Source organism: Streptomyces sp. CA-294286 (assembly GCF_050947155.1).
Lineage (GTDB): Bacteria > Actinomycetota > Actinomycetes > Streptomycetales > Streptomycetaceae > Streptomyces.
This window is the reverse complement of sequence record NZ_CP192005.1, coordinates 6,062,225-6,088,844: the sequence shown is the minus strand read 5'-3', so window position 1 is coordinate 6,088,844 and position 26,620 is coordinate 6,062,225. Positions and strand designations below refer to the sequence as shown.

At 71.6% G+C, this 26,620-nt stretch carries 12 protein-coding genes and 2 pseudogenes; 2 read left to right on the top strand and 12 right to left on the bottom strand.

Going from position 1 to position 26,620, the window contains the following annotated elements; translation table 11 throughout:
- Positions 1–44: 44 nt before the first annotated feature.
- From ACQPZG_RS31465 to ACQPZG_RS31425, 9 genes are read right to left on the bottom strand one after another with little or no spacing between them, the layout of a single operon-like run.
- Complete coding sequence (locus ACQPZG_RS31465) at positions 45–779, bottom strand: HisA/HisF-related TIM barrel protein (protein WP_433549076.1); 735 nt, start codon at positions 777–779, stop codon at positions 45–47.
- A complete protein-coding gene (locus ACQPZG_RS31460) occupies positions 776–1,717 on the bottom strand; it encodes an aminotransferase class IV (protein WP_433549075.1) in 942 nt (313 codons plus the stop codon). Before ACQPZG_RS31460 ends, ACQPZG_RS31465 begins: the two co-directional genes overlap by 4 nt.
- A complete protein-coding gene (locus ACQPZG_RS31455; RefSeq protein WP_433549074.1) occupies positions 1,711–2,439 on the bottom strand; it encodes a thioesterase II family protein in 729 nt (242 codons plus the stop codon). Before ACQPZG_RS31455 ends, ACQPZG_RS31460 begins: the two co-directional genes overlap by 7 nt.
- Positions 2,436–3,713: a MupA/Atu3671 family FMN-dependent luciferase-like monooxygenase gene (locus ACQPZG_RS31450; RefSeq protein WP_433549073.1), complete on the bottom strand. Its 1,278-nt coding sequence runs from the start codon at positions 3,711–3,713 to the stop codon at positions 2,436–2,438. The genes ACQPZG_RS31455 and ACQPZG_RS31450 overlap by 4 nt, the downstream gene beginning before the upstream one ends.
- Positions 3,710–6,826: a type I polyketide synthase gene (locus tag ACQPZG_RS31445; protein WP_433549072.1), complete on the bottom strand. Its 3,117-nt coding sequence runs from the start codon at positions 6,824–6,826 to the stop codon at positions 3,710–3,712. The genes ACQPZG_RS31450 and ACQPZG_RS31445 overlap by 4 nt, the downstream gene beginning before the upstream one ends.
- Positions 6,823–8,544 carry a non-ribosomal peptide synthetase gene (locus ACQPZG_RS31440; RefSeq protein WP_433549071.1) on the bottom strand — a complete coding sequence of 574 codons (1,722 nt, stop codon included), beginning with the start codon at positions 8,542–8,544 and terminating at the stop codon, positions 6,823–6,825. Before ACQPZG_RS31440 ends, ACQPZG_RS31445 begins: the two co-directional genes overlap by 4 nt.
- Positions 8,545–8,548: 4 nt before the next feature.
- The gene (locus tag ACQPZG_RS31435; RefSeq protein WP_433549070.1) at positions 8,549–11,980 is read right to left on the bottom strand and encodes an AMP-binding protein; all 3,432 of its coding nucleotides are present in this window, start codon (positions 11,978–11,980) and stop codon (positions 8,549–8,551) included.
- Positions 11,981–11,991: 11 nt separating this feature from the next.
- Positions 11,992–13,860: a non-ribosomal peptide synthetase gene (locus tag ACQPZG_RS31430; RefSeq protein WP_433549069.1), complete on the bottom strand. Its 1,869-nt coding sequence runs from the start codon at positions 13,858–13,860 to the stop codon at positions 11,992–11,994.
- A 48-nt stretch (positions 13,861–13,908) separates the two neighbouring features.
- A complete protein-coding gene (locus ACQPZG_RS31425) occupies positions 13,909–15,537 on the bottom strand; it encodes a PhpK family radical SAM P-methyltransferase (protein ID WP_433549068.1) in 1,629 nt (542 codons plus the stop codon).
- Between the two features lie 306 nt (positions 15,538–15,843).
- Here ACQPZG_RS31425 and ACQPZG_RS31420 point away from each other — a divergent pair, with 306 nt between their 5' ends.
- Entirely contained in the window at positions 15,844–16,671 is an 828-nt protein-coding gene (locus ACQPZG_RS31420) for an AfsR/SARP family transcriptional regulator (protein WP_433549067.1), read from the top strand.
- A gap of 44 nt (positions 16,672–16,715) precedes the next feature.
- Positions 16,716–17,345 carry a maleylpyruvate isomerase N-terminal domain-containing protein gene (locus ACQPZG_RS31415; RefSeq protein WP_433549066.1) on the top strand — a complete coding sequence of 210 codons (630 nt, stop codon included), beginning with the start codon at positions 16,716–16,718 and terminating at the stop codon, positions 17,343–17,345.
- A gap of 21 nt (positions 17,346–17,366) precedes the next feature.
- On the opposite strand, the gene ACQPZG_RS31410 is transcribed toward ACQPZG_RS31415, so the two are convergent.
- The 3 genes and pseudogenes from ACQPZG_RS31410 to ACQPZG_RS31400 form a co-directional block, all read right to left on the bottom strand.
- The gene (locus ACQPZG_RS31410) at positions 17,367–17,585 is read right to left on the bottom strand and encodes an MbtH family protein (protein WP_433549065.1); all 219 of its coding nucleotides are present in this window, start codon (positions 17,583–17,585) and stop codon (positions 17,367–17,369) included.
- A pseudogene (locus ACQPZG_RS31405) lies at positions 17,561–22,185 on the bottom strand (amino acid adenylation domain-containing protein); the annotation flags it as partial. The pseudogene ACQPZG_RS31405 and the gene ACQPZG_RS31410, both read right to left, overlap by 25 nt.
- Before the next feature lie 69 nt (positions 22,186–22,254).
- A pseudogene (locus ACQPZG_RS31400) lies at positions 22,255–26,619 on the bottom strand (amino acid adenylation domain-containing protein); the annotation flags it as partial.
- Position 26,620: the final 1 nt, after the last annotated feature.

The window sequence follows — 26,620 nt, the reverse complement described above, 5'->3', positions numbered from 1 at the left end:
CCGGCGAGGCGCCCAGTACACGGTCCGGGGCGGGGAGCCGTACGTCAGTGGGTGGGCGTGCCGGACGCGACGCGGTCGACGGTCGCGCGGAAGCCGGCCAGCGCCGTGACCGGGTCCGTACCGTCCGCGAAGAGGCAGGAGTTGACCAGGACGGACTGGAAGCCGAGAGCGAACGCCTGCTCGACGTCGGCGGTGGAGCCGATGCCTCCGTCGAGCATCACCGGGACCGGGCTGTCGGCGAGCAGCTCACGGACGGACTCCAGGTGCTGCGGCTCGATGCCCTTGCGGGCGCCGATGGCCGAACCCATCACGCGCACCATCATGCTGCCCAGTTCCACGCATTCGGCGAAGCTGCGGGCGTCCGGTGTGATCAGCGGCCACACCTCGAACCCCTCGGCCGTCAGCTCCCGGGCCGCCTCGACCACCTCGGCGTTGACGCTGAGCCGGAAGCCGGGGTCGAGGACCTCCAGTTTGATGACGCGTATGCCGGTGAGCTGGGCGGCCTGGCGGGTCCGCTTGACCGCTTCGGCGGCGCTGGTGGGGTGGTTGATGTTGAGCACCGGGTGCAGGCCCAGTTCGTCGCCGACGAGGGCCGTCACGGAGCCCAGGGTGGCCGAGTCGTAGCCGATGGGCAGGTCCTCGCCCCTGCTGACCCGGTCGATGGTGTGCGTGTTCACCGCCAGGTACCGGCAGCCGCTGGCGCGGAGCATCTCGGCCGCGAGCGCGGTGTCGACGCGGTGGGCGGGCTTGGCACCGAAGCAGTGGAAGAGGTCGATCACGATGCTCCTCGAAGGCGTGAAGGGGATGGAACGGGGTCGGGGACGGGGGTGAGCCAGGAGGGACGGTGCGGACCGCGGTCCAGGACGGCGTCCCGGTAGGCGCGGCTCAACACCTCCCACACGGGACGGCGGGGGCCGAGGTCTCGCGTGTCGAGGGCCGCCACGGGAACCAGGCCGCTCGCCGTCCCGGTGAGGAACACCTCGTCGGCGGCGAGCAGTTCGCCGGCTTCCACGGGTGCCTCGGCCGTCTCGATGCCCAGGTCGCGGGCGAGGGTCAGCACGGTGTCGCGGGTGATGCCCGCGAGGACGCTGTCCTCCAGCCAGGGCGTCACGAGGCGGCCGTGCCGCACCAGGAAGACATTGGCGATGGTGGACTCCGCGACCCTGCCGGAGTGCGGGTCCAGTTGGACGGCGTCGTCGAAGCCTTCCGCCGCCGCGCGCGTACGGGCCAGGGCGGACACCACGTACGTGCCGGTGGCCTTGGCCCGGACCGGGAAAGTGGACCGTGACGGCCGGCACCACGGCGACACCGTCAGCCGGACGGGAGCGGGCTGGGTGTCCGGCGGGAGGTCCCAGGTCTCGGTGCCGAGGGTGAAGCGGAACGCTCTCAGGTCCACGCCGAGCCGGGGCTCCCTGGTGTGCAGCGTCGGCCGTACGTAGGCGTTCTCCAGGCCGGTGCCGGCGACCGCCGCGAGGACGAGATGGCGCAGGGCGGGCAGGTCGTAGTCGTGCGGAATGCCGAGGAGTTCGGCCGAGGCCAGCAGCCGCTCCAGGTGCGCGTCGAGCCGGAAGAGCCGCGGTCCGCTGTCGGCCGCGTACAGCCGGATGCCCTCGAAGACGGCGGTGCCGTGCTGCATGCTGTTACTCCCGAACGGCAGCTCCCGTCCCTGCCACTGGCCGTCCGTGGCGGTCGCGACGGAGGTCCGTCTGGTCACCATCGGGTTCTCACCTCCGTCGGGTGGTCGGCGGCCGCGAGCACGGCCGCCAGCATCAGGTCCTGGCGTTCCAGCAGGGCCGCGTGATCGCCGGGCACTCCGCGCAGCGACGATCCGGGCCGACCCATGCGCGGCCACGCCGCTATGTCCGCCTCGTGCGCCAGGGGGTCCTCGGTGCCGCCCATGGCGTGCACGGGACAGTCAAGGACCACCGGGCGGCGCGGATGCGTGGCCACGGCCGCGCGGTCGGCCCGCCACACCGGCAGCATCATGGCTCGCAGCTCGGGGTCGTCCAGGACGAACTGCGGCATCGTTCCCTGGGCGGCCAGCGCCGCCACCAGCTCCGCGTCCGGCAGGGTGTGGACGGTACGCCCCGTGAGCAGATGCGGTGGCGGGCAGCCGGCGACGACGAGCGCGCGCGGTCCGGCACCGCGCCGCTGGAGGCGTACCGCCATCTCCGTGGCGAGCAGGGCGCCCATGCTGAAACCGAACAGCACCAGGTCGTCGGGGGCGCGGTCGTCTCCGAGCTCCCGCTCCAGCTGCGTCCACAGGTCGTCGGCGAGTTCCGTGAACCGGGCGGCGGCGGGCTCCCCGAACCGGCCATCCCTTCCCGCGAGCGCGGGCAGATGGCAGTGTCCGTGTCCCCGCAGCCCCGCCAGGAGGCGGGGGTACGCGCCACGGCCGCCGCCCACGGGCGGGTACAGCGCGAACCAGGCCCCGGTCATCGGGCAGCACTGCCTTTCTCGCGCAGTGCGACGCGCAGCCGGCCCAGTTCCTCGACGCTCTCCAGCACCTGCTCGCGCGGCAGGCCGAAGTCGACCAGGCAGCCGAGTTCGGTGATGCCGGCGGCGGTGAGCCGCTCGATCCTGGGCAGGCAGTTTTCCACGCTGCCGAACAGGCCCGAGGCGCCCATGTAGCGGCGGAGTCCGTGTTCCAGGAGCGCCTGGCGGTCCGCTTCGGTCACCTCGTCAGGGTCGATGCCGGCTCCGCCGCCCGCGGCGAACTTGCTGAACAGGTCCATGTGGGCGGAGAGGTAGCGGGTCAGCGGGCCCCTGACGCGTTCCTCGACGGCCGCCGCGTCGCGCGCGAGGTGCGTGTGGAGCATGCAGGTGACCTGGTGTCCCGTGGTGGCGTGCCCTGCCTCAGTGAGCGCCTGCTGGTAGAGCCCTACCTTCTCGGCGACCTCCTCGACCGTCTGCTCCAGCAGCGCGGTCAGCACGTGCAGGTCGAGGCGTCCGGCGGTGCGCCAGGTGTCGGGGTTGCGGGAGCTGGTGAGCCACACCTCGGGGAGCCGTTCGGGGCGCGGGTAGGCGCGTACGTCGACGGGGCGTCCGCCCGGTCCCGTACGGGTGACGCTGTCGCCGCTCCATAGGGTGTAGAGCTCCGCAAGTCCCTCCTCCAGGGCTTCCTTGCGGCGCTCGTAGGCGTCGGGCCTGAGGACGAAGTCGTCAGCGTGCCAGCCGGAGGCGAGTGACATCCCGGTGCGCCCGCGGCTGAGGGAGTCCAGGACGCCCCATTCCTCGGCCACCAGCAGCGGATCGTGCAGGGGCAGCACGACGCTTCCTGACCGCAGCGCGATGCGGCGGGTGCGGGCGGCGACGGCGGCCAGCAGAAGGCCGGGGCTGGGGTAGGGGGCGCCGAACGGGTCGAAGTGCCGTTCGGGCACCCAGACGGAATCCAGGCCGAGGGAGTCGGCGAGTTCGGCGCACTCCAGCACGAGGGCGTGCTTGTCCCAGGGGTGGTCGTCGGTGTCGGCGGAGAAGAAGAACAGGCTGATCCTGGGGGTCGGCGCTCCGTCCCCCGAGGCGTCACCGGTGCTCCCACCGGGCAGCGCGGTGACGGGAGTCCGGGTGGGCGGCGCGGGGGGCGCCGGCGCCGGGACGGGCCGGTCCGACGGGGGGCCGTCGCGGCGGTCGCGGTCGCGCAGGAGTCGTTCCAGGAGGCGGCGGTGAGCGGGGCCGAGGCCGTCGAGCCAGGAGGGCGGGGTGTCGGTGGTCATGCTCCGTTGTCTCCTTCCAGCTCGGCCAGGCGCACCTGGACCTCCTCGTCGGACAGGGCGGCGACCTCGGCGAGCAGCGCCGCCGTCTCCTCGTCGTCCGTGGGCTGCGGTGTGGTGCCGTCGGGCAGGGTCGCTCCCAGCCGTTCCAGCTGTCCGGCGAGGCCCGTGACGGTGGGCAGTTCGAACAGGGTGGTCATCTCCAGCTCCTCCGCCCCGTCCTTGCGCATGCGGGTGACCATCTGCATGGCCATCAGGGAGTGGCCGCCGATCTCGAAGAAGCTGTCGTCGAGCCCGAACTCGTCCGTGCCCAGGAGCTCCCGCCACAGCTCCGCTACATAGCGCTGCGCGGGCGTGGTGCCGATGTCACGGCGCGGGACGGGGACGTCGGCCTGCGGCGCCGGATCCGTTCGCTGAGCGGTCTCGGGGCGCCCGTTCCGTACGGCGGTCATGGGCAGCGGGTCGAGCCAGTGCCGGGTCCTGGCGAAGGGGTAGAGGGGCAGCGACAGGCGGACACGGTCCTCCTGCGCATAGAAGCCGCTCCAGTCGACCTCACCGCCCTCCAGCCAGTGGCCGGTGAGCAGATCGAGCAGGTCCTGGGGTTCCTCGCCGTCCGCGTCGGCCAGGGCCGTCAGGAACGTGGCTTGCGCCCCGGTGTCCGCGGCGAGGCGGGTGAGCGTGCGGCCTGGGCCGAGTTCCAGGAAGACGGAGACGCCGTCCCTGACTAGGGTCTTGAGGCCGTCGGCGAAGCGGACGGTGCCCCGCAGCTGGCGGGCCCAGTAGTCGGACGCTGTGGCATCCTCGGCGGTGAGGTACCCGCCGGTGACGTTGGAGACAACGAGACCGTCGGGGGTGCGCAGCTCGTGCTCGGCGACGGCTCGCCGGAATCCGTCGGCGGCCGGGTCCATGAGCGGCGAGTGGAAGGCGCGGGAGACGTCGAGCCGCCCACAGGAGACTTCGTCGGCGCGCAGGCGTGCTGCCAGTCGCTCGATGTCGTCGGGGGTCCCGGACACCACCACGAGCCGGTCGGCGTTGACCGCCGCCACGGTGGGGCCGTCCGGGAGTTCGGCCAGGAGTTTGACCACCTCGTCCTCGGCGAGGTTGACGTACAGCATCGCGCCGTCGGGGGTCTTGCCCATCAGGTGCCCGCGCCGAGCGACGAGGTCGACGGCCGGTGCGAGGTCCATGACGCCGCCGAGGGACGCGGCCACCAGTTCGCCGACGCTGTGCCCCAGCATGGCGTAGGGCCGGATCCCGTAGTCCATGAGCGTGCGTCCGAGCGCCCACTCCACCGCGAACAGCGCCGGCTGGGTGAGTTCGGTACGGGTGATGGCGGCGCGGGCCTCCTCCACGGCGGCCGGCTCCGGGCGCAGCACGGGGAGCAGGCCGACGTCCGCGCGTTCCTGGAACAGCCGGACGACGGAGTCGAGATGGCCGGCGAAGACGGGGTCGCCCTGGGCGAGCCGGGCGCCCATCGCCGGGACCTGGGTGCCCTGGCCGGGGAAGAGGAAGGCGGTGCGCACAGAGCCGCGGGCCTCGGCCTCGCGCTGGCCGCGGCCGCCGCGTGCGGAGAGCCCATAGGCGACGTCGTCAAGGTCGTGGGCGGTCAGGGCGCGGCGCAGCGGAAGTTCGCGCCGCCCGGTGGCGAGGGTGTGGGCGACGTCGGCGACGTCGGCGCCGGGGTTCTCCCGCGCCCACTGGCCGAGGGACTGGCTCAGTTGTTCCAGCGCCTCGCCGGACCGGGCGGAGACCAGGATGGGGTGGCGGCGGCGGCGCGAGGGGCCGCCGGGCCGGGTCGCCGGGGCTTCCTCCAGGACGATGTGCGCGTTGGTGCCGCCCATGGCGAGCGAGTTCACCGACGCGAGAAGAGGGCCTTCCCCGTCCAGCGGGGTCAGTTCGGTCGCCACCCGGAACGGTGAGGAGTCCAGCTGAAGCTTCGGGTTGGGGCGACGGAAATTGACGACCGGCGGGACCTTGCGGTGCTTCAGGGACAGGACGGTCTTGATGAGTCCGGCGATGCCGGCCGCGGCGTCCAGGTGGCCGATGTTCGGCTTGACCGATCCCAGCCAGCAGTAGGAGGTGTCATCGGTCCAGTTGCGGAACGCGCGGGTGAGTGCGGCCACTTCGATGGGGTCGCCCAGCGGGGTGCCGGTGCCGTGGGCCTCCACCAGCCGGATGTCACGGGCGTCGACCCCGGCGCGGCGCAGGGCGCGGATGACGGCGCGGCTCTGTCCTTCGACGCTGGGTGCCGTGTAACTGGCCTTCGCCTGGCCGTCGTTGTTGACGGCCGAGCCGCGGATGACGGCGTGGATCTGGTCGCCGTCCCGCAGGGCGTCGGCGAGCCGCTTGAGCACCACGACACCGACTCCGCTCCCCACGACGCTGCCGGCCGCGTCGGCGTCGAATGCTCGGCAGTGGCCGTCGGGCGACGAGGTGCCGCCGGGGTTGGCAAGGTAGCCCGCAGCGTGCGGCATGCGCACCGAGGAGCCTCCGGCGAGGGCCACGTCGCACTCCTCGTCCACGAGTGCCCGGCAGGCCATGTGGACGGACACGAGCGAGGTGGAACAGGCGGTCTGGACGACCAGGCTCGGTCCGCGCAGGTCGAGTTTGTAGGACACGCGGGTGGTGAGGTAGTCCTTGTCGTTGCCGACCATCGTCTGCAGGTCGCCGACCAGGCCGACGACGTCCTCGGCGTGCGGCATGACGTTGTGCAGGATGTACGTGTTCATCGTGGAGCCGCCGAAGACGCCGACCAGGGCGTCGTCGCGCCTGCTGTCATAGGCGGCGTCCTCCAGCGCGTGGTAGGCGCATTCGAGGAACACACGGTGCTGCGGCTCCATGATCGACGCCTCGCGCGCAGCGTAGCCGAAGAAGGCGGCGTCGAACCGGTCGGCGTCCTGCAGCGGCGCGGACGCGTTGACGTAGTAGGGGTCGTCCACCAGGTCCGGCCGGGCTCCGTTGGCGAGCATCTCCTCACGGCTGTGGCGGACGATACTCTCCACGCCCTCGCGCAGGTTGCGCCAGTACTCGGTGATGTTCTGGGCACCGGGCAGCCGGGCTGCCATGCCGATGATCGCGATGGAGTCGGTGTGCTCGTGCGCGGGAGTCCGAGTCACTGGTCGTCCTTCACTGTCGCTGCTGCCAGGTTGTCGACGGGGTCCCCGGGGCCCTGCCGCCGGTGGTCGACCAGCCGCCGGGCGAGGTCGCGGGGGCGGGGGTGCTCGAAGATGTCGTGGATGGGGAAGCCGACCCCGAGGGCGGCGGAGATCTGGCCGTGCACCCGGGTCACGACCAGGGAGTGCGCCCCGAGGTCGAAGACGTTGGCGTCGGGCGGTACGCCGGGGACGGCCAGGGCCGCCGCCCAGGCAGCGCACACGGCGGACTCGATCTCGGCCGGCGACGCGGCGTCCGGGAGGCGCGGGGCGTAGGTCTCCTCGGCGAGCCGGTCGAGTGCGGCCTCGTCGAGCTTGCCGTTGGGGGTGGTGGGCAGCCGGTCGACGAGCAGGGTCTGTTCGGGGAGCATCGCGGGGGGCAGCCGGGTGACGGCGTGGTCGTGGACCGCTCGGACGTCGAGGCCTGCGCCGACCAGGAAGGCGGCCAGCCGGGCCGGGGTCCCCGTCATGCGCACCGCCGCGGCCACGACGCCCGGCGCGCCGCGCAGGGTCTGCTCGATCTCGCCGAGTTCGGCCCGGAAGCCCCGGATCTTCACCTGGCGGTCCGCCCGCCCGACGACGACGTAGACACCGTCGGCGCGGACGTATGCCAGGTCTCCGGTGCGGTAGGTCACCTCGCCGCCGGCGGGGTCCCTGACGAAGCGTTCGGCGGTGAGTTCGGGGCACCCGAGGTAGCCGTCGGCGACGCCGGGGCCACCGATGCGGATCTCCCCCAGGGCGCCGACGGGAACCGGTCGGCCGTGTTCGTCGACGAGATCGATCAGGGCGGCCGCTGTGGCGCGGCCCACCGGGACCACCGCGGGCGGTTCTTCCCCTTCGGGTGGGCGGGGTATCTCATGCATCAGGCAGTTCACGGTCGCCTCGGTGGGGCCGTACCCGTTGAACAGCCTGGCGTCGGGGGCCACCAGGGCCCTCACCCCCTCCGCGGTCACGCCTTTGAGGACCTCTCCGCCGAAGAGGACCAGCCGCAGATCGGGCACTTCCTCGCCGGCGGCGACGAGTTCGTCGGCGTACGACGGGGTGGTGAAGAGCACCGACACCGCTTCGCGGCGCAGGAAGCGGGCGTAGGCGCGGGCGCTGAGCCGGTCCTCGCGACCGGGCACGACCACGCAGCCGCCGAACGGCAGGAAGGTGAAGAGTTCCTGCAGTCCGAAGTCGAAGCCGAGGGAGAGGGTCTGTGCGACCCGGGCCCAGGGGCCGAGCTGCCAGGCGGCGGCGCACCAGGCGACGAGTCGGCCGATCTGCTCGTGCCGGACGAGGACGCCCTTGGGCCGGCCGGTCGAGCCGCTGGTGTAGACGGTGAAGGCCGCGGCCCCTGGCTCCGGCTCCTCGGGCGGACGCGTGTCCGGCCGGGCCCGGGTCTCCTCCAGGACAACGACCTCGACGCCTGGGTCGGCGCCCGCGACGAGGCGGCGGGCTCGGTCGGCCTGGTCCGCCGAGACGATGAGCGCGGCCGGCCGGCAGTCCCGCACCATGTGCCGCAGCCGCTCGTCCGGGAAGTCGGAGGGCAACGGCAGGGCGCCGAACCCCGCCTGCCACGCGCCGTACAGGGCGACGACGAAGTCGGCCGACGATGTGAGCAGCAGACCCGCCTGCTGCCGGGCGAGGGCGGCGGGGTCCGCGGTCCTTTCGGCGGGAGCGGGGGTCGTGGACACGGTCATGCGGTCAGCTCCTTCCTTCGCCGGCGGTCCGCAGCGCGTCGGCGACCCGGTCGACCCGCCGGGCGAACTCGGCGTGGCTCAGCACCTGGCCGGGGCCGCTGACGGCGGGAGCGTCGGGGGTCCGCTCGGCGACCGCCCGGACCTGTCGGAGCAGGGAGGGCTCCAGGGGCGGGGTCCAGGAGCGGCCGGCGCGCTCCAGCAGGGCGCTGTCGCGGGGTGACAGGACGGTGAGGTCGGCGAGCCGGGCTCCCGGCGCGTCCGCCGCGGCGGCGAGGGCCGCGCGGAAGGTGTCGAGGATGCCCTGGGCGGTCTCGTGCGTGAAGAGGTCGGCTGCGTAGTCGAGGGTGACGAGGCAGCCGACCTCCTCCGGTGTGACGACCAGGTCCAGGTCGTAGCGGCAGGTGTGCCGCGCCACCGGGACGGCGCGCAGGACGAGTTCGCCGAGGCGGAGTTCGGTCTCGCGGCCGGTCAGTGCCGCCAGCAGGCCGGGGACATCGGGGAGGGGGTTCTCCTGGTAGGTGATGAGCGTCTCGACCAGGGGTGTCCTGCCGGGTTCGCGTTCGGGCCGGACCGTCTCCACGGCGCGGGCGAGCGGGTACAGGCCCTCGTCCATGCCGGCGTCGAGCTGGGCGCGGGCCTCGGCGACCAGCGGTTCCAGAAGCGCGTCGGGACCGGTGTCGAGGGCGAGCGGCACCGTGTTGGTGCACAGGCCTCCGACGGCCGCGTGGCGGCCGCTGGTGCGGCCGGTGACGGGGACGCCGACGACGACGGGGGCAGGTGTGCCGTACCGCTGGAGGGTGGCGGCCCACAGTACGGCCAGCAGACAGACCGGGTCCTGACCCGCGACTCCGGGGACGGTGGGTGAGGGGATCCGTGCCTCGACCCGGTCGGCCCGGGTGGCACGCGTGGTGCCACGTGGGAGGTCGGTACGCAGGCCGAGCGGCGCGGCGCGACCGGGCAGCAGACCGCGCAGGTACGCGTCGCGCTGTGCCGCCCGCTCGGAGTCCAGGTAGTCGCGCTGTTCCTGGACGTATGCGTCGTACGAACCGGGCTCGGGCAGCCGGACCGGGCGTCCCGCGGCGAGGTCGGCGTAGGCGGACCCCAGGTCGCGGAGCACCAGGGACAGCGACCACAGGTCGGTGACCAGGTGGTGGACCACGAGCTGATACACGTGACGCGTCGGGGTCTGCCAGCGGTAGAGGCGCAGCAGCGGCCCCTCCTCCGGGTCGAAGGGCAGCGCGGCGGCGTCGGACAGCTGCCGGTCCAGACGGTCCTCGGCCACGGGGATCGGGGTCATGGCCAGCGCGTCGGCCATGCGCCGCGCGGACACGGCTTCCCTGCGTCCGCCGGTGCTCGCCCTGGTGAAGCGGACGCGCAGCTCGGGCTGGTGTTCCAGGGCGGCGCGCAGGGCCTCTTCGAGGAGGCGTCGGTCGGTGTCCGGAGCGGGTTCCCAGGCGAAGGAGATGGTGTAGGCGTCGCTGTCCGGAGCAAGCATGTGCAGGAAAAGCAGGGACTCCTGGGCCTTGGAGAGTTCACCGTGGCCGCCGTCCCGCGCCGGCGTGGCCTCGGGTCTGGTGGCTTGGGCGCGCGCGGTGAGCTCGGCGACGGTGGTGCCTCCCAGCAGGGCGCGGACGGGTATGTCCATGCCGGCGTACCGTGCGAGGAGTTCGGTCAGCCGTACGGCGCCGAGGGAGTCGATGCCGTGCAGGGTGAGCGGCCGTACGTCGGGGACGCCGGGGCCGAGCACCTCGTCCACGGCGCGGCGTACGGTGACGGCCGGGCCCGTGTCGCTCCCCGCGGCGGGGGGACGGTCGCCGTGGCGGTACGTGTCATAGGCGCCCTCTCGATACTGCCTGCGGCACTCACCGCGCCGGAGTTTGCCACTCGTGGTCTTGGGGACGGTGCCGCGGGGCACCGCGACGATCTCGCGCGGGGCGAGGCCGAAGGAGCCGGCGACGGCCCCGGCGATCCGGGCCCGCTCGTCGTCGCTCAGGTCCTGTCTGGGGCGCACCTCGGCGACGATCACGACCCCGTCCTCGTCCGGTGCGGCGAACGCGACGACACAGCCGGGGCGTACGGCGGGGCTCTGTTCGGTGACGAGCCGTTCGATGTCCTGGGGGTAGTGGTTGCGGCCCCGGACGATGATGATGTCCTTGATGCGGCCCGTGACGTGGAGTTCGCCCTCGGCGAGGAAACCGAGGTCGCCGGTGCGCAGCCAGGGCAGCTCGCTGCCCTGGACGGTGGCGGCGAACTCCTCGCGGACGCTCTCGGGCCGGTTCCAGTACCCGGCCGTGACGGCGGGCCCGTGCACCAAGATCTCGCCCACGTGACCGTCGGGCAGCGGCTCGCTGTTCTCGTCGACGACGACGATCTCGCAGCCCCGGGGTACTCCGCAGGTCACGATCGCCTGGCCGTCGGACGAGGAGCGGGTGCTCGCCCCGGTACCGACGGGAACGGAGGCCACCAACAGCGTGGACTCCGCCAGTCCGTAACAGGGCACGAAGGCGTCGTCGCGGAATCCGGCCGGGGCGAGCGCCTCGGCGAAGCGGCGGAGGGTGGCGGCGGAGATCGGCTCGGCCCCGCTGTACGCGGTCCGCCAGCCGCTGAGGTCGAGGCCGTCCGGCAGCCCGTCCCGGGCGATCGTCCTGGCCACGAGGTCGTACGCGAAGTTGGGGGCACCGCTCGTCGTCACCCCGTAAGCGTGGACGGCCGACGGCCATGCGAGCGGATTGCGGATGAAGTCGATCGGTGAGGCGAGGTAGGCGCGGCACCCGGTGTGCAGGGGGTGGAGGATGTTCCCGATCAGCCCCATGTCGTGGTAGGCGGGCAGCCAGCTGAGCACGACACTGCCGCGGTCGTGGTGGAACGCGTCACGGATGGCCGTCAGGTTCGCGGTGAGATTGCCGTGCGTCACCATGACGCCGCGTGGTTCGGCGGTGGAGCCGGAGGTGTACTGGAGGAAGGCGAGCGTGTCGGGGTCCGGGGAGCGGTCCGGAATGTGCCGACCGGCGTCCGTGCGCCACAGCACCGGGATCCCCAGTGCGTCCCCCACGTACCCGGCCATGGACGCGTCGGAGGTCCATGCCAGCCGGGCGCCGCTGTCCTCCTGGATGCGGCGTACCTTTGCGCGGTCCTCCGGGGTATCGAGGAGGGGGTAGACGGGAACCGCGACGCACCCGGCGTACAGGCAGCCGAGGAAGGCGGTGACGAAGTCGAGTCCGGGCGGCTGGACGAGCAGGACGCGGTCGCCCGGGCGGGCTTCGGCGAGCAGTGCGGCGGCCACCGCTGCCGCGCCGTCGTCGAGTTCGGCACAGGTGCGGGAGTCGGTGCTGCGGTCGAGGTCGGCGAGCCAGGACAAGGCGACGGCGTCGCCCTCCCGCTCGGCCCGTTCGCGTACCGCTCCGACGAGGTCGGGTGGGGGCGATGTACGTGTCAACCGGGTCTCCCTCATCGTTCACCCGCGCGGGGCTGGGGGTGGGGGTGCTCGCCGGGTCCGTCGAGGTACGCCGCGAGATCACACAGGCGCGGATTCTCGAACACGGCGACCAGGGGAACAGCACGGCCCAGCGCGCGCCGCAGCCGTCCGGCGAGGCGGATGGCGAGCAGCGACTGGCCGCCGAGACTGAAGAAGTCGTCCGTCGCGCCGACGGAACGGACGCCGAGGACCTCCGACCATGCCTCGGCGAGCATGGTCTCGGTGGCGCCCTCGGGTGCCACGTACCCCGGGCGCCCGACCGTGGCATCGTGTCCGGGCGCCTCGGGCGGCGGGAGCGCGGCGCGGTCCGCCTTGCCGCTCACCGTGGTCGGGATGCGCTCCACCGGGACGAAGACGGCGGGGACCATGAAGGGCGGCAGGTGGTCGCGGGCGGCGCGGTGGAGCTCGGCCGCGGCCGATGGGCCGGCGACGTAGTGGACGGCGATGCCGCGTCCGCCCGGGCAGTCGTCCCGTACGGAGGCGATCACGTGCGGGATGCCAGTCTCCCGCGCCAGCACCTCTTCGATCTCGCCCAGTTCGATGCGGTAGCCGCGCAGCTTGACCTGTCCGTCGTACCTGCCGAGGTACTCGGGGCCTGCCGGTCCCGGCTGGGCACGGTCACCGGTCCTGTACATGCGGGAGCCGTCGGCGGCGAACGGATCGGCCACGAAGCGCTGGGCCGTCAGACCGGGCCGCGCGTGGTAGCCGCGGGCGACGCCGGGCCCGGCCACGTAGATCTCGCCGGGCTCCCCGTCGGGCACGGGACGCAGCCTTGAGTCGAGGACGTACACGCGCACTCCGGGGAGCGGGGAGCCAAGGTGCGGGGCCGGCGCGTCGGCCACCGGCGCGACGGTGGCGTCGACGGTGCACTCCGTGGGGCCGTACACGTTGTACAGAGCCGTCCCTGCCTCGCGGGCGAGTCGGCGCAGCCTGTCCCACAGGGCTGGGGTGATCGCCTCGCCGCCGATGAGCATCCGCAGGGGTGGGCCGCCGGGTGCGGGACGGTAGTGGTCGAGCAGCGGCAGCAGGTGGGACGGGGTGATGTCCAGGTCCGTGAGGGACTCGTTGTCGATGGCTGCGGCGAGTTCCGCGGGGTCCTGGCGGGTCTTTTCGCTCAGCAGGACCAGTGTGTCACCGCGTAGGAGCCGTACCCACTGCTGGACGGAGGCGTCGAAGGAGACGCTGGCGTTCCAGCCGACCCGTGCGGGGCCGCTCTCGGTGAGGCCGCCGCTCTCCAGCGCGTCGAGCAGTTCCGTCACCGAACCGTTCTGTACGGCCACGGCTTTGGGCCGCCCCGTCGATCCCGAGGTGAAGAGCGTGTACGCGAGGTGGGCGGGGTGCGGAGCGGGGGCCGGGCGCGCCGGGGGCGCCGCGATCAGACGCTCCAGCCGGAGCGCCCGCACGCCCGGAACGGCCGGGCAGCGGCCGGCGGTGTCCGCGTCCACCAGGACGAGGAGGGCACCGCTGTCCCGCAGCATGAAGGTCAGTCGTTCGCCGGGGTGGGAAGGGTCGAGCGGGAGGTAGGCCGCGCCCGACTTCAGGATGCCGAGGAGACCGATTAGGAGTCCTGTGCCGCGGCGCAGGCACAGTCCGACCACGGTCTCCGGACCGGCGTCGCGGGCCCGCAGCGCGGCGGCGACGGCGTCGGAGCGCCGGTCGAGCTGGGCGAAGGAGAGGTGTCCGTCCTCCGCGACGACGGCCGTGCGGTCCGGCCAGCGCTCCACGGCTCGGGCGAACCGTTCCTGGAGCGTGCCCCGGCCCGCCTGCGGTATCCGGGTCGGTGGGGAGCACGCCGGAAGGGGCGGGGCGCCCGTCACGGTGACGGACGGCGAGTCGGCCATGTGCGCGCACTCCTTTCCGAAGGTGGTGGGCCGGTCGGTTGGGGGGGGTCAGTAGCTGAAGCGGGGCGGGGCGCAGTCGAGCGCGGCCACGGAGGCGGCGAACCGTTCCTCCAGCACCTGGGACGGTACGTCGCCGGGCGCGCCCCGGTCGCGTGCGCGCATGATCTCCTCGGAGAGCCTGAGAATCGGGACCAGTTCGGAGACACCGACGCCCTTGCCCGCCAGGTAGGGCAAGGACCAGAAGTCGAAGTCGTACAGGGGGAGCCAGGTCGAGCCGGTGACCTGGTCGAACATGACGTCGGTGAGGTCGGCCGCCTCGCTGGAGGTCATCGTGGAGTGGCTCCAGCTGTACCCCTCGCCCTCGATGCCGAAGACCTCTTTGTTCCGGTAGACGGGCGAACGCGGGTTGGCCCACCATGCCTGGGCCCGCCAGAAGGTCGGCTTCGTCTCGTTGAGGAAGTCGACGGTGTTGCCGACCGTGCGCTCGTTCTCGCCGGGAAAGCCGACGATGATCGACGCGAAGGTGGTGATGCCGCGTTCGTTGAGCCGCTCGAGTCCCACCCGGTACTGGCTGTCCTGGGCGAGTTTCTGCATGTTAGCCAGGATGTCGGTGTCGCCGGACTCGATGCCGAGGAACACCCCGGAGCAGCCGCTCTCGGCGGCGAGGTCGAAGGCCTCCTCGTCCCGCGCGTTGGAGCACCGGAAGTAGGAGTGCCACGTGAGACCCAGGTCCTCCTCGATCATCATGCGGCAGATGTCCTTGAACCGCTTGGGCGGCACGTTGAACGTGTCGTCGACGAACACCACCTGCTCGACGCCGAGTTCGGCGAGGGCGCGCAGCTCCTTGCGCACGGTGTCCACGGACGCCGACGCGAGGGCACCGGCCCGGGTGGGGTAGTCGCAGAAGCTGCACTTGAAGGCGCAGCTGCGGGCCGTGCGCACCTGGGCCGTCGCGCCGATGAGTTCCGGGGAGAACCCCGCCCAGTCGATCGAGCAGGCGTCCAGGTCGTTACTCTCGGGGCGACGGCGCGTCAGCTGCCAGGTGGCATCGGGGCAGTGAATGACGTTGTCGACGGCGGAAAGGTCCTGCCCGGCCCGCAGACTGAGCGCGATCTTCGCGAGGGTGGACTCGCCCTGCGACTCCTGTACGTAGGAGTCCGCGCCCATCGCGTCGAACAGGTCCTGGACCGTGTCGGTGATGCCGTTGAGGCACAGGTTGTCGACGAGCGGGCCGCCGATCACGATGTGGCTCTCGGGCGAGTGCTGCCGGATGAAGTCCACGATGGGCACGACCGGGATGATGTTGACGTAGAAGGTGGTGGTGATGGCCACCACGGTGGGCCGCTCCGCCAGCAGCTCGGCGAGCCGGCCGCGCTCGCCGCTGAAGAGGGACACCGGCTCGGCGCTGAGCCCGTGCCGGCGCAGAAAGCTGGTTAGGTACAGCGCCGCGAGGTTGAAGACCTCGCCGACGTGGTAGCGCCCGGTCTGCCCGGTGGCGCGGTTCCGCAGGGTGCTGAAGGCGTCCATCCACGGCATCGGCCGCCCGTCGACGACCAGGTGTTCCTTGCGGTAGATCTGATGTTCGGGTGAACGGGGGCCCGCTCGTTCGCTCATGACCCGGTAGTCGTCGAAGTCGCCCTCGTTGTATCCGATGACCACGCAGTCCAAGCCGGCCATGCGATGCACACCCCTGCGGTTCGGTCGGGGCCCACGGAGGATTCCGCCGCCTTCCCGGTCGCTCCGCCGGGAACGGGTGGACCGTACGTGGACCCGGTTGTGCGGGAGTTACGTACGAGGTGGGCGTCCGGTCACGCAGCGATCTCGCCATTCCCACCGCGCCCCGTTGCCTCCGCCGCCAGCACATGCCTAACCTCAAATGACCCACCACCTCCCACACACCCCACCATTTGCCAACGTATGCAGACGGCACGCGTCCCGCCCCTCTTGTTCGTCTCGCATGCCCCCTGAGGAGTGTCTCGCTCGATGGAAAACGCGATATCGGTCCACACACTCGGACGTTGCGATCTGACCATCCAGGGCAAGTCGGTTCAGCGCTGGAAGGCAGGAAAAGCCCGCGATCTGTTTCAGTTCCTGTTGCTGCGCCAGGGGAGCATCGTGCCCCGGGAAGCGCTGCAAGAAGCCTTGTGGCCGGACAGCCAGGACGCGGCGAACTCGAGTTCGCTGAAAGTCGCGGTCCATATGCTGCGGCGGGTCCTGGCCAACTATCAGACGACGGCGGGGGATCAGTCCCCGACCTCGCTGCGCCTGGTGACCCGGGACGCCGGATACTCCCTGCTGGCCACAAGTGTCTGGGTCGATTCCGAGGTCTTCGACTCCCTGGTCGACCGGGGCCATCGCGCAGAGTCGGTCGGCGCCCAGGCCGAGGCGAGCGAGCACTACCGCAAGGCCGCCGAACTCTACCGGGGCGACTATCTGGCCGGGGCCACGATGGAATGGGCGAATGTGCACAGGGAATGGCTGCGTGGCCGATTCCTCTATGTGCTCCAGCGACTGGCGGAGACAAGCCTCAACGACAGCGATCCGCTCTCCGTGATGCGCCGCTGTCGGCAGATCCTGGACATCGAGCCGTACCAGGAGGAGAGCTACCGCATGCTGATGTTCACGCACGCCCAGCTCGGTCAGCTCAATCAGGTCCGCCGGTGGTACGACCTCTGCACGGCACGGTTGCGTGACGATCTGCAGGTGCCACCGGAACCTGCCACCCACCTCCTCTTCTCCCGCGCGATGCAGGGCCGGCTCGGGGGGCAGAGCTGGGAGTCGCTCAATGCTTCCGGTGCCGCGGCGCGCTAAAGCCCCCGTCCGCCGTCATCGGCCGCCGCCCTACACTCCACGATATGATCCGAGAAGCGTATCTGAGCTGGGCCGCCGCGGCCGCCGATGTGATCCGGTCACCGTCCGTGGCCGCCGCCTGGGACGAGCCGAGCGTCCTACCCGGATACCGGGTCGGTGGCCTGTGCGGACATCTCTCGCGCAACATCGTGCTGGTGGATCCGGTGCTGGTACGGCCCGTCGGCGACGCCCGCCCCATCCACCTGCTCGACCACTACACCCGCGACGACTGGTGGGGCGCCGATCCGCAGGGCGGGGAGCACGCTGGCATCCGCTCCAGAGGTGAGCAGGCGGCGGCCGAGGGCCCGGAGGTCCTCGCTCTGCGCGTCGCCGACGCGGTGGAGCGGCTGCGCGAGGCGATCCCGGCGCAGCCCGCGGACAGGGTCGTCGACCTGCCCGGCATGTGGAGTCTGACCCTCGACGACTTCCTCCTCACTCGTCTGGTCGAGGTGGTGGTCCACAGCGACGACCTGGCGGTGAGTGTGGGCGCGCCCTCTCCCGTGCTTCCGCCCGAGTGCTGCGAGGACGTCATCGCCCTCCTCGCGCGGCTGGCGGTACGGCGGCACGGCACGACCGCCGTCATCCGCGCGTTCAGCCGGAGCGAGCGGGCGCCCGGGGCGGTCTCCGCCTTCTGATCGTCCCGGACGCCCGCGCGTTCACTCCGTGGGATGGTCCATGGCCGCGGCCAGGCTGCGCGGACGCATGTCGACCCAGTGCTCCTCGACGTACTCCACGCACGCCGCGTACGCCGCGGGGCCGTGCACGGTGGCCCAGCCCCCCGGTACGTCGAGCTCCGCCGGCCACAGCGAGTGCTGGCCCTCCTCGTTGCACAGCACGAGGTAGGTGCCGTTCATGTCCTCGAACGGTTGGGGCATCGCAGTCCTCCGTCAGTCGTCGTGTTCTCCGTGGCACGGGGTCCTGGAGTGTTCCCCAGGCGGGCCGCCAGGACCGGCCCGATGGAGGCCAGCGCTCCGGGACTCGTCATCTCGCCGTGTCGGTAGGGCAGTCGGTGCACGTCCACCCCGCCGGTCACATGACGGTTCCAGTCCAGCGGGTCGGGCGGCGCGGCCCCGCCGGTTCCTTCGTCCCAGTCGGCGGCGAACACGAGCGCGTCGCCGTCGAACCGGGGCGGACTGGAGTCCGCGGCCAGTCGGCAGTGGTCGGTGAAGACCCTCACCACCGTGGCCATGGGGTCGCCGACGAGCTTCCCGAGTGCGCTGTACTGCTGCCCGAAGGCCGCCGCCAGCGCCGGGTCCGGGCTCCGCGACCGGCCTTGGGGGTGCCCGAGCGACTCGAGCAGGGCGGCCATCACGTCGTCCCGCGCGAGCGGCTCGCCGCTCCGGCTACCCTCGGGGTACGCGTCGAGGAGCGCCAGAAGTGCCACGTCCTCGCCCTCGGCCCGGAGCCGGGCCGCCATGGCGTGGGCGGCCATGCCGCCGAAGGACCAGCCCAGAAGGTGGTAAGGACCGTGTGGCTGGATCTCGCGCATACGCCGGAGGTAATCCGTGACGAGTACGTCGAAACTGCCGGGCGTCCGACCGGACGGGATCAGCCCGGGCGCCTGAAGTCCGTACACCGGTTGCTCGCGGTCCAGGTGGGCCAGGAGCCCCGCGTACACCCAGCTGGTGCCCGCGGCCGGGTGGACGCAGAAGAGCGGCGGCCTGCTTCCGTCGGCACGCAGCGGCAGGAGCGGGGCGAGTGCGTCCGAGACGGCCCCCCGCGCTCCCTCCCCCGCCGGCCGCGGGCCCAGCCGACGGCCGAGGGCGGCGGGTGTCGGCGCAGCGAAGAGGGTGCCGATCCCGATCTCGGCGTCCAGTGCCGAGCGCACCCGCTCGATCAGCCGCACGGCCAGCAGGGAGTGCCCGCCCAGCTCGAAGAAGCCCTGGTCAGGGCCGACTTCGTCCACTCCAAGCACCTCGGCGAACAGCTCACACAGCAGCTTCTCCGCCGGAGTCCGCGCGGTGCGGCCGACCGGTCCCGTCGCGCCGGCGCTCCGGGGGGCGGGCAACGCGGCCCTGTCGAGTTTGCCGTTCTCGGTGAGCGGCAACGCGGGCAGCACCACGCACGCGGAGGGCACCATGTGCTCGGGCAGTCGCAGCGCCGCCTCCCGGCGCAGCTCCGCCTCCGCCTCGGGGGACGCCTCGGGGCCGACGGCGTACCCGACGAGACGCCGGTCGCCCGGCCGGTCCTCGCGCAGGATCACCGCCGCCTGCTCGACGCCCTCGCAGTCGAGCAGGGCCGCCTCCACCTCCGCAGGCTCGATCCGGAACCCGCGGAGTTTGATCTGGCCGTCGGCGCGCCCCAGGTACTCGAGGCCGCCGTCCGGCCGCCAGCGGGCGATGTCACCGGTGCGGTACATGCGCGTGCCCGGTGCGCCGTACGGGTCCGCGACGAAGCGTCCGGCCGTCAGCCCCGGCCGGTCGAGGTAGCCGCGCGCCAGGCCCGCTCCGGAGACGTACAGTTCTCCCGCGACACCGATCGGGCTGCGCCGCAAGCGCTCGTCCAGGACGTGCACCCGCAGGTCCGGTATGCCGCGCCCGATCGGGCCGCGCCGCGCGCCGCGGGTGTGGCCCTCATCCAGAGGGAGGGCGGTCACGTGCACGGTCGTCTCGGTGATGCCGTACATGTTGACCAGCCGGGGGGCGTCCGCGTCGTATCGCGTGTACCAGTCGGCCAGCCGTCCGGGATCCAGCGCCTCTCCGCCGAAGACGACGTACCTCAGGCGCAGGTTCCGGCTCGCCTCGGGCTGTTCCGCGTCCGCCCGCATCAGCTGGTGGAAGGCCGATGGGGTCTGGTTTAGCACGGTGACGCCCTCGTCGGCGAGGAGCCGCAGCAGTTCTCGGGGGGACCTGCTGGTCTCGTACGGGACGACCACCAGCCTGCCGCCGTGGAGCAGGGGTCCCCACAGCTCCCAAACGGAGAAGTCGAAGGCGAAGGAGTGGAAGAGGGTCCACACGTCGTCCGGGCCGAAGGAGAACCAGGGCGAGGTGGAGGTGAACAGGCGCAGGACGTTGCTGTGCGGGACGACTACTCCCTTGGGCGTACCCGTGGATCCTGAGGTGTGGATGGCATAGGCGGGGTGGTCGGCGCGCAGGGGGGCAACGCGTTCGGCGTCGGTCACATCCCCGTCCGGATACCCGGCCAGGGCCGCCCGTGTCCTGTCGGCGTCGAGCAGGAGGTGCGGGGTGTCCTCGCCGGGGAGGCCACGGGCTGTCTCCGCGGTGGTGACGAGGACCAGCGCGCCGGCGTCCGCCAACACGTGGGCGATCCGCCGTGCGGGGTATCCGGTGTCGACGGGGACGTAGGCCGCGCCTGTCTTGAGGACGGCGAGCAGTGTCACGACGAGTTCGGTGGAACGGGGCAGGGCGACGACCAGCATGCGTTCAGGTCCGGCGCCGAGGGCGATGAGATGACGGGCTAGCCGGTTGGCGCGTGCGTTCAGTTCCCGGTAGGTGAGGCGGTGTGCGCCGCAGCTGACGGCCACGGCGTCGGGCGCCCGGCGGACCTGTTCCTGGAACACGTCGAGGAGAGTGCGGTCGACGGGCGCGGTGGTGGGGTACGCGGGTCCGCCGGACCAGCGCTCCAGCAGCCGCTCCTCCTCGGGCCCGGTCACGCGCACCTGTCCGACGGGCGCGTCGGGGTCGGCGACGAGCTGCTCCAGTACGCGGGCGAACTGGCCGGCCATGCGGCGGACGGTCGTCTCGTCGAACAGGTCGGCGCTGTAGTCGATCACCCCGGTGATTCCGGCGGGTTCGCCGTCGGGCCCGAAGGACTCCTCCAGGGCGAAGGTCAGGTCGAACTTGGCCTGGCGTACCGCGACGTCCTCGGCGGTGACCTCAAGGCCGGGGAAGCGGACGGTGGAGGAGATGCCGTTCTGCAGGGTGAACATGACCTGGAAGAGGGGGTTGCGGGAGGCCGACCGGGGCGGATTCAACTCCTCCACCAACAGATCGAACGGCACGTCCTGATGCGCTAACGCCCCCAGATTCACCTCCCGAACCCGCCCCAACAACTCCCGAAAACTCGGATCCCCCGACACATCAAGCCGCATCACCAACGTATTGACAAAGAAACCGACAAGATCCTCCAACCCCTCATCCGAACGCCCCACCACCGGACACCCCAACGGAATATCCACCCCCGCACCCAACCTCGACAACAACACCCCCAACCCTGCCTGCAAAACCATGAACACACTCGCCCCGCCCTCCCGCCCCAACCCCATAACACCCCGATGAACCCCCGCATCCACCACCACCCCCACCGACCCACCCAAAAAACTCCCCACCACCGGCCGACCCCGATCGACCGGCAACACCAACTCCTCAGGAACCCCCTCCAAAACCCCCCGCCAATAACCCAACTGACCCGACACCAAACTCCCCGGATCCCCCACCCCACCCAACAACTCACCCTGCCACAAAGCAAAATCCCCATACTGCACCGGCAACTCCTCCTCCCACACCGGCACACCCCCCGCACACCTCACCCCATAAGCAAACGCCACATCCCGCAACAACGGCCCCAACGACCACCCATCAGCCGCAATATGATGAACCACAAGAACAAAAACCCACTCACCCCCACCCACATCGAACAACCACCCCCGCACCGGCACATCCACCGACAGATCAAAAACCCAACCCGCCGCCTCCCCCACCAAACCCGCCAACTCACCCACACCACACGAACGCACACTCAGAACCGGAACAACCCCCACCCCCAGAACCCGCTGACACGGCTCCCCATCCACCACCTCCACCACCGTCCGCAACACCTCATGCCGCCCCGCCACATCACCCAACGCCCCCCGCAACGCCCCCACATCCACCCCACCCCGCAACCGCAGACACACCGGAATGTTGTAAGCCGACCCCACCCCCTCCACCTGCTGCAAAAACCACAGACGCCGCTGACCGAAAGACAACGGGATCATCGCTGGGCTCCTTCCGTTCCGGTCTTCTCCTGGGGGTTCCGCATCGGGCGCAGACGCGGCCTGGGCCGGCCTGGCGAAGCCGGCGACGGCCCGGAGAGTGCTGCCAGTCTCGCGGGCGTCGGTGCCTCGAACACGTCCCTGACGTTGAGTTCGACGCCGAGGGCGGCCCTGACCCGGCCGATCAGGCGCATCGCGAGCACGGAATGGCCGCCGAGCTCGAAGAAGTTGCCGTCCCTGCCGACCGAGGGCATGTCGAGGACCTCGGCAAAGAGCCCGCACAGCTCCGTCTCCCGGGGGGTGCGGGGCGGCGGGCCCGCGGTGACACCTCCGTCTTGTGCCAGCGAGGGGGCGGGCAGGGCCGCCCGGTCCAGCTTGCCGTTCGGCAAGAGCGGCAGCGCGTCCAGGACCACCACCGCGGAGGGCACCATGTGACCGGGCAGTTCCGCGCGCAGCCGGTCCCGCAGCTCGCGGCCGTCGACGGCGCGGCCGGGGCCGGGCACGGCATAGGCGACGAGCCGCTGGTTGTCGGCCCGTTCCCCGCGCACCACGACGGCGGCGTGAGCCACCTCGGGGTGCTGTTCGAGCGCGGCCTCGATCTCCGCCGGCTCGATGCGGAAGCCCCGGACCTTCACCTGCTGGTCGACGCGGCCGAGGTACTCCAGGTGTCCGGCGCCGTTCCAGCGGACGAGATCGCCGGTGCGGTACATCCGTGCGCCCGGGGGACCGAACGGGCAGGCCACGAAGCGTTCAGCGGTCAGGGCGGGGGCGCCCAGATAGCCCCGGGCGAGTCCCGAACCCCCGATGTAGAGCTCGCCCGCGACGCCGGTGGGCACCATGCGGAGTCGCCCGTCGAGGACGTACGCGGAGGTGTGGGCGAGCGGTCCGCCGATGGGCGGCGCCTGGTCGACGGGCTCCGTGGTCGACCACGCGGTGGCGTACACGGTCGCCTCGGTGGGCCCGTAGATGTTCCACAACCGCCGGGCTCCGAGGCCTGAGGCGATCCTGCGGGCGGCCGACCGGGACAGTCCCTCTCCCGCGAGCACCACGGTGTCGGCCACGGTCCGCACCCTGCCGTGTGTCACCAGTTGCTCCAGCGCCGAGGGCACACCGCTGACCAGGGTCGCGGCTGCGGCCCCTGGATCCCGCTCGGCGAGGGCGAGAACGTCGGCGTGGACCTCGATGGCGCCGCCGCACACGAGGGGGCCGAAGAGCTCGAAGGCGGAGACGTCGAAGTTGAGCGAGGTGCTGAACAGCACACGGCCCAGCGTCCGCTCGCCGAAGGTGCGCGCCGCCCACGCGGCCAGCTCGGCGGCGGAGGAGTGGGGCACTACGACGCCCTTGGGACGACCGGTGGAACCCGAGGTGTAGATGACGTACGCGGGGTGAGCGGGACGCAGCGGGGCCCGCCGGGTGGCATCGGTGGGGTTGGCATCCGTGTCCGGTCGGCCGGCTTCCGCGGCGTCGGCATCCGCCGGATCCGTGGCTGGGCCGTCCAGCAGCAGGACGGGCGGGGCCGCCCCCCCTCGCGGGAGCGCGTCGACGGTGGCAGCGGTGGCCAGGGTCAGGACGGGCCGCGCGTCGTCGAGCATGCGGGCCAGCCGGACGGACGGGTACCGCGGGTCCAGTGGCAGATAGCCGGCGCCCGTCTTCAGGACCGCCAGCACGGCCACGACCAGTTCCGCGTGCCGCTCCAGGCAGAGCGCCACCAGTCGCTCCGGACCCGCGCCCCGCGCTATCAGCCGGTGCGCCAGGCGGTTGGCCCGTCGGTTCAGCTCCGCGTAGTCGAGCGTCTCGCCGCCGGCCACGACAGCGGTGCGGCGGGGCGTCCGGGCCACCTGGTCCTCGAAGAGGGAGATCAGTGTCCGGGGCTCCGGCCCATCCTGGTCCGCCGCGGAGCCGTGTGACCAGCGGCTCAGGGTCGCGCGCTCGTCGGTGTCCAGCAGCTCGATCCGGCTGATCGGGAGGTCCGGTTCCGCGACGAGCCGCTCCAGTACGCGGGCGAACCGGTCGGCCATGCGGCGGACGGTCGTCTCGTCGAACAGGTCGGCGCTGTAGTCGATCACCCCGGTGATTCCGGCGGGCTCGCCGTCCGGGTCCGTGCGCTCGCTGAAGTCGAAGAGCAGGTCGACCTTGGAACGGTCGGTGGGGACGGGTTCTGGCGCGGCTTCGAGGCCGGCGAAGGAGGGCAGGTCCGTGGACATGTCCTGAAAGACGGCCATGACCTGGAAGAGGGGGTTGCGGGAGGCCGACCGGGGCGGATTCAACTCCTCCACCAACAGATCGAACGGCACGTCCTGATGCGCTAACGCCCCCAGATTCACCTCCCGAACCCGCCCCAACAACTCCCGAAAACTCGGATCCCCCGACACATCAAGCCGCATCACCAACGTATTGACAAAGAAACCGACAAGATCCTCCAACCCCTCATCCGAACGCCCCACCACCGGACACCCCAACGGAATATCCACCCCCGCACCCAACCTCGACAACAACACCCCCAACCCTGCCTGCAAAACCATGAACACACTCGCCCCGCCCTCCCGCCCCAACCCCATAACACCCCGATGAACCCCCGCATCCACCACCACCCCCACCGACCCACCCAAAAAACTCCCCACCACCGGCCGACCCCGATCGACCGGCAACACCAACTCCTCAGGAACCCCCTCCAAAACCCCCCGCCAATAACCCAACTGACCCGACACCAAACTCCCCGGATCCCCCACCCCACCCAACAACTCACCCTGCCACAAAGCAAAATCCCCATACTGCACCGGCAACTCCTCCTCCCACACCGGCACACCCCCCGCACACCTCACCCCATAAGCAAACGCCACATCCCGCAACAACGGCCCCAACGACCACCCATCAGCCGCAATATGATGAACCACAAGAACAAAAACCCACTCACCCCCACCCACATCGAACAACCACCCCCGCACCGGCACATCCACCGACAGATCAAAAACCCAACCCGCCGCCTCCCCCACCAAACCCGCCAACTCACCCACACCACACGAACGCACACTCAGAACCGGAACAACCCCCACCCCCAGAACCCGCTGACACGGCTCCCCATCCACCACCTCCACCACCGTCCGCAACACCTCATGCCGCCCCGCCACATCACCCAACGCCCCCCGCAACGCCCCCACATCCACCCCACCCCGCAACCGCAGACACACCGGAATGTTGTAAGCCGACCCCACCCCCTCCACCTGCTGCAAAAACCACAGACGCCGCTGACCGAAAGACAACGGAGCGAGATCCGGCCGGATCCTGCGCTCCAGAACCGGACGCGCGGCGGACACGGGCGGGAGGGATGCGGAGGCGTCGCTCAGGAATTCCACGAGGCCGTCCACCGATTCGCTCTCGAATAGGTCGATCAGTGTGAGGTCAAGACCGAGCTCCACGCGGAGCCGGCGGACCAACTGCGCTCCGAGCAGTGAACTTCCGCCGATCGCGAAGAAGTTGGCTGCGCAGTCGACTTCGGGCAGGCCGAGGACGCGGGCCCACACCTCCGCTATGCGCACGTGCAGCTCCGTACGGGAAGCGGCAGGTGCGCCCTCGGTCCGCGCCTCCCGGGCCGGCCCCGCCGCCGTGTCCCCGGCGGGCCACGCCGCCCGCGCGGCCGGAAGGGACGTCATCGCCTCCGCGAGCCGCGCGAGGGGGGCATCGGGGTGGGCGACGGCGGCGGCAAGCAGCTCGACGTACGCCCGCGCGACGCCGGCCGCGGTGTCGCCGTCGAACAGCTCGGTGGCGTAGCGCAGGCTGAGGACGTGGCCACCGTCCGCCGCTTCCCGTACCTCCGCCAAGAGGTCGAACTCGGTGGTGACCCCGTCCCGGGGCAGCAGCTGGTCGCTCACCTCCGTCACCTCCACGCCCTGGAGGTTCAGGGGCTCGCTCTCGGGGACGAGCTGGAAGGCGACCTGGTAGAGCGGATGACGGCCGCTGTCACGGGGCGGGTTGACGCGGTCGACCACATGGTGGAAGGGCGCGTTCCCGTGCGCGAACGCGGCAGCGAGCTCCTCCCGGACGCTGCCGAGCAGCGCGGTGAGCGTCTGGTCGGGGGCGCAGTCAGCCACGAGGACGACGGAGTTGACGAAGTAGCCCAGCAGGTTCTCCAGTTCTGGCTCGTCCCGGCCTGAGACGGGAGTGCCCACCACGACCCGCGGCTCACCGGTCCACCGCGCGAGGAGCACGTCGAAGACCGCGAGGAACACCGCGAACGGGGTGACCGAGGCCGTGCGCGCCAGGTCTGCCACGCCGCGGGAGAGGTCTGCCGGGATCGAGACGCGGAAGAACTCGGCGGTGAACCGGCGCAGGGCGGGCCTCGGCCGGTCGGTGGGCAGCTCGGGTGCCCGCAGACCGCGCAGCCGCCGCGCCCAGTGGTCGACGGCGGAGTCCAGGGCTGTCGCCGCCTCCTCGCGCTGCCACCATGCGTAGTCCGCGTACTGTGCCGTCAGTTCGGGAAGCTTCGGCTCCCTGCCCTCGACCTTCGCGGCGTACAGTTCGGACAGCTCCCGCCGGAACAGGACGTCCGAGCCACCGTCCCAGACGATGTGGTGGGTCACCACGGCCAGGGTGTAGCGCTCCGCAGCGCGCCGGAACAGCACGCCGTGCAGCAGGGGCGGTGTCGCAAGGTCGAACGGCCGCGCCAGCAGGCCGATGAGGTCGGCGGCGACGGCGTCCTGGTCCTCCCGCGTCCGGTCCCGGAGGTCGACGCGGCGCAGCGCGAGCGGGGCGGAGTTCCGAACGGCCTGCACGGGCCGCCCGTCCACCGGGGCCAGAGCGGAACGCAGCAGCTCGTGCCGGTCGACGACCGCGTCCAGGGCGTGCTCCAGGGTGTCCGGGTCGAGAGGGCCGGTCAGCTCCCAGCCGGCGAGCATCACGTACGCCGAGAGGCCCGGGACGAGTTCCTCGGCGAGCCAGAGCGCTTCCTGACCGAACGACAGTGGGGCGTTCTCGTGCATC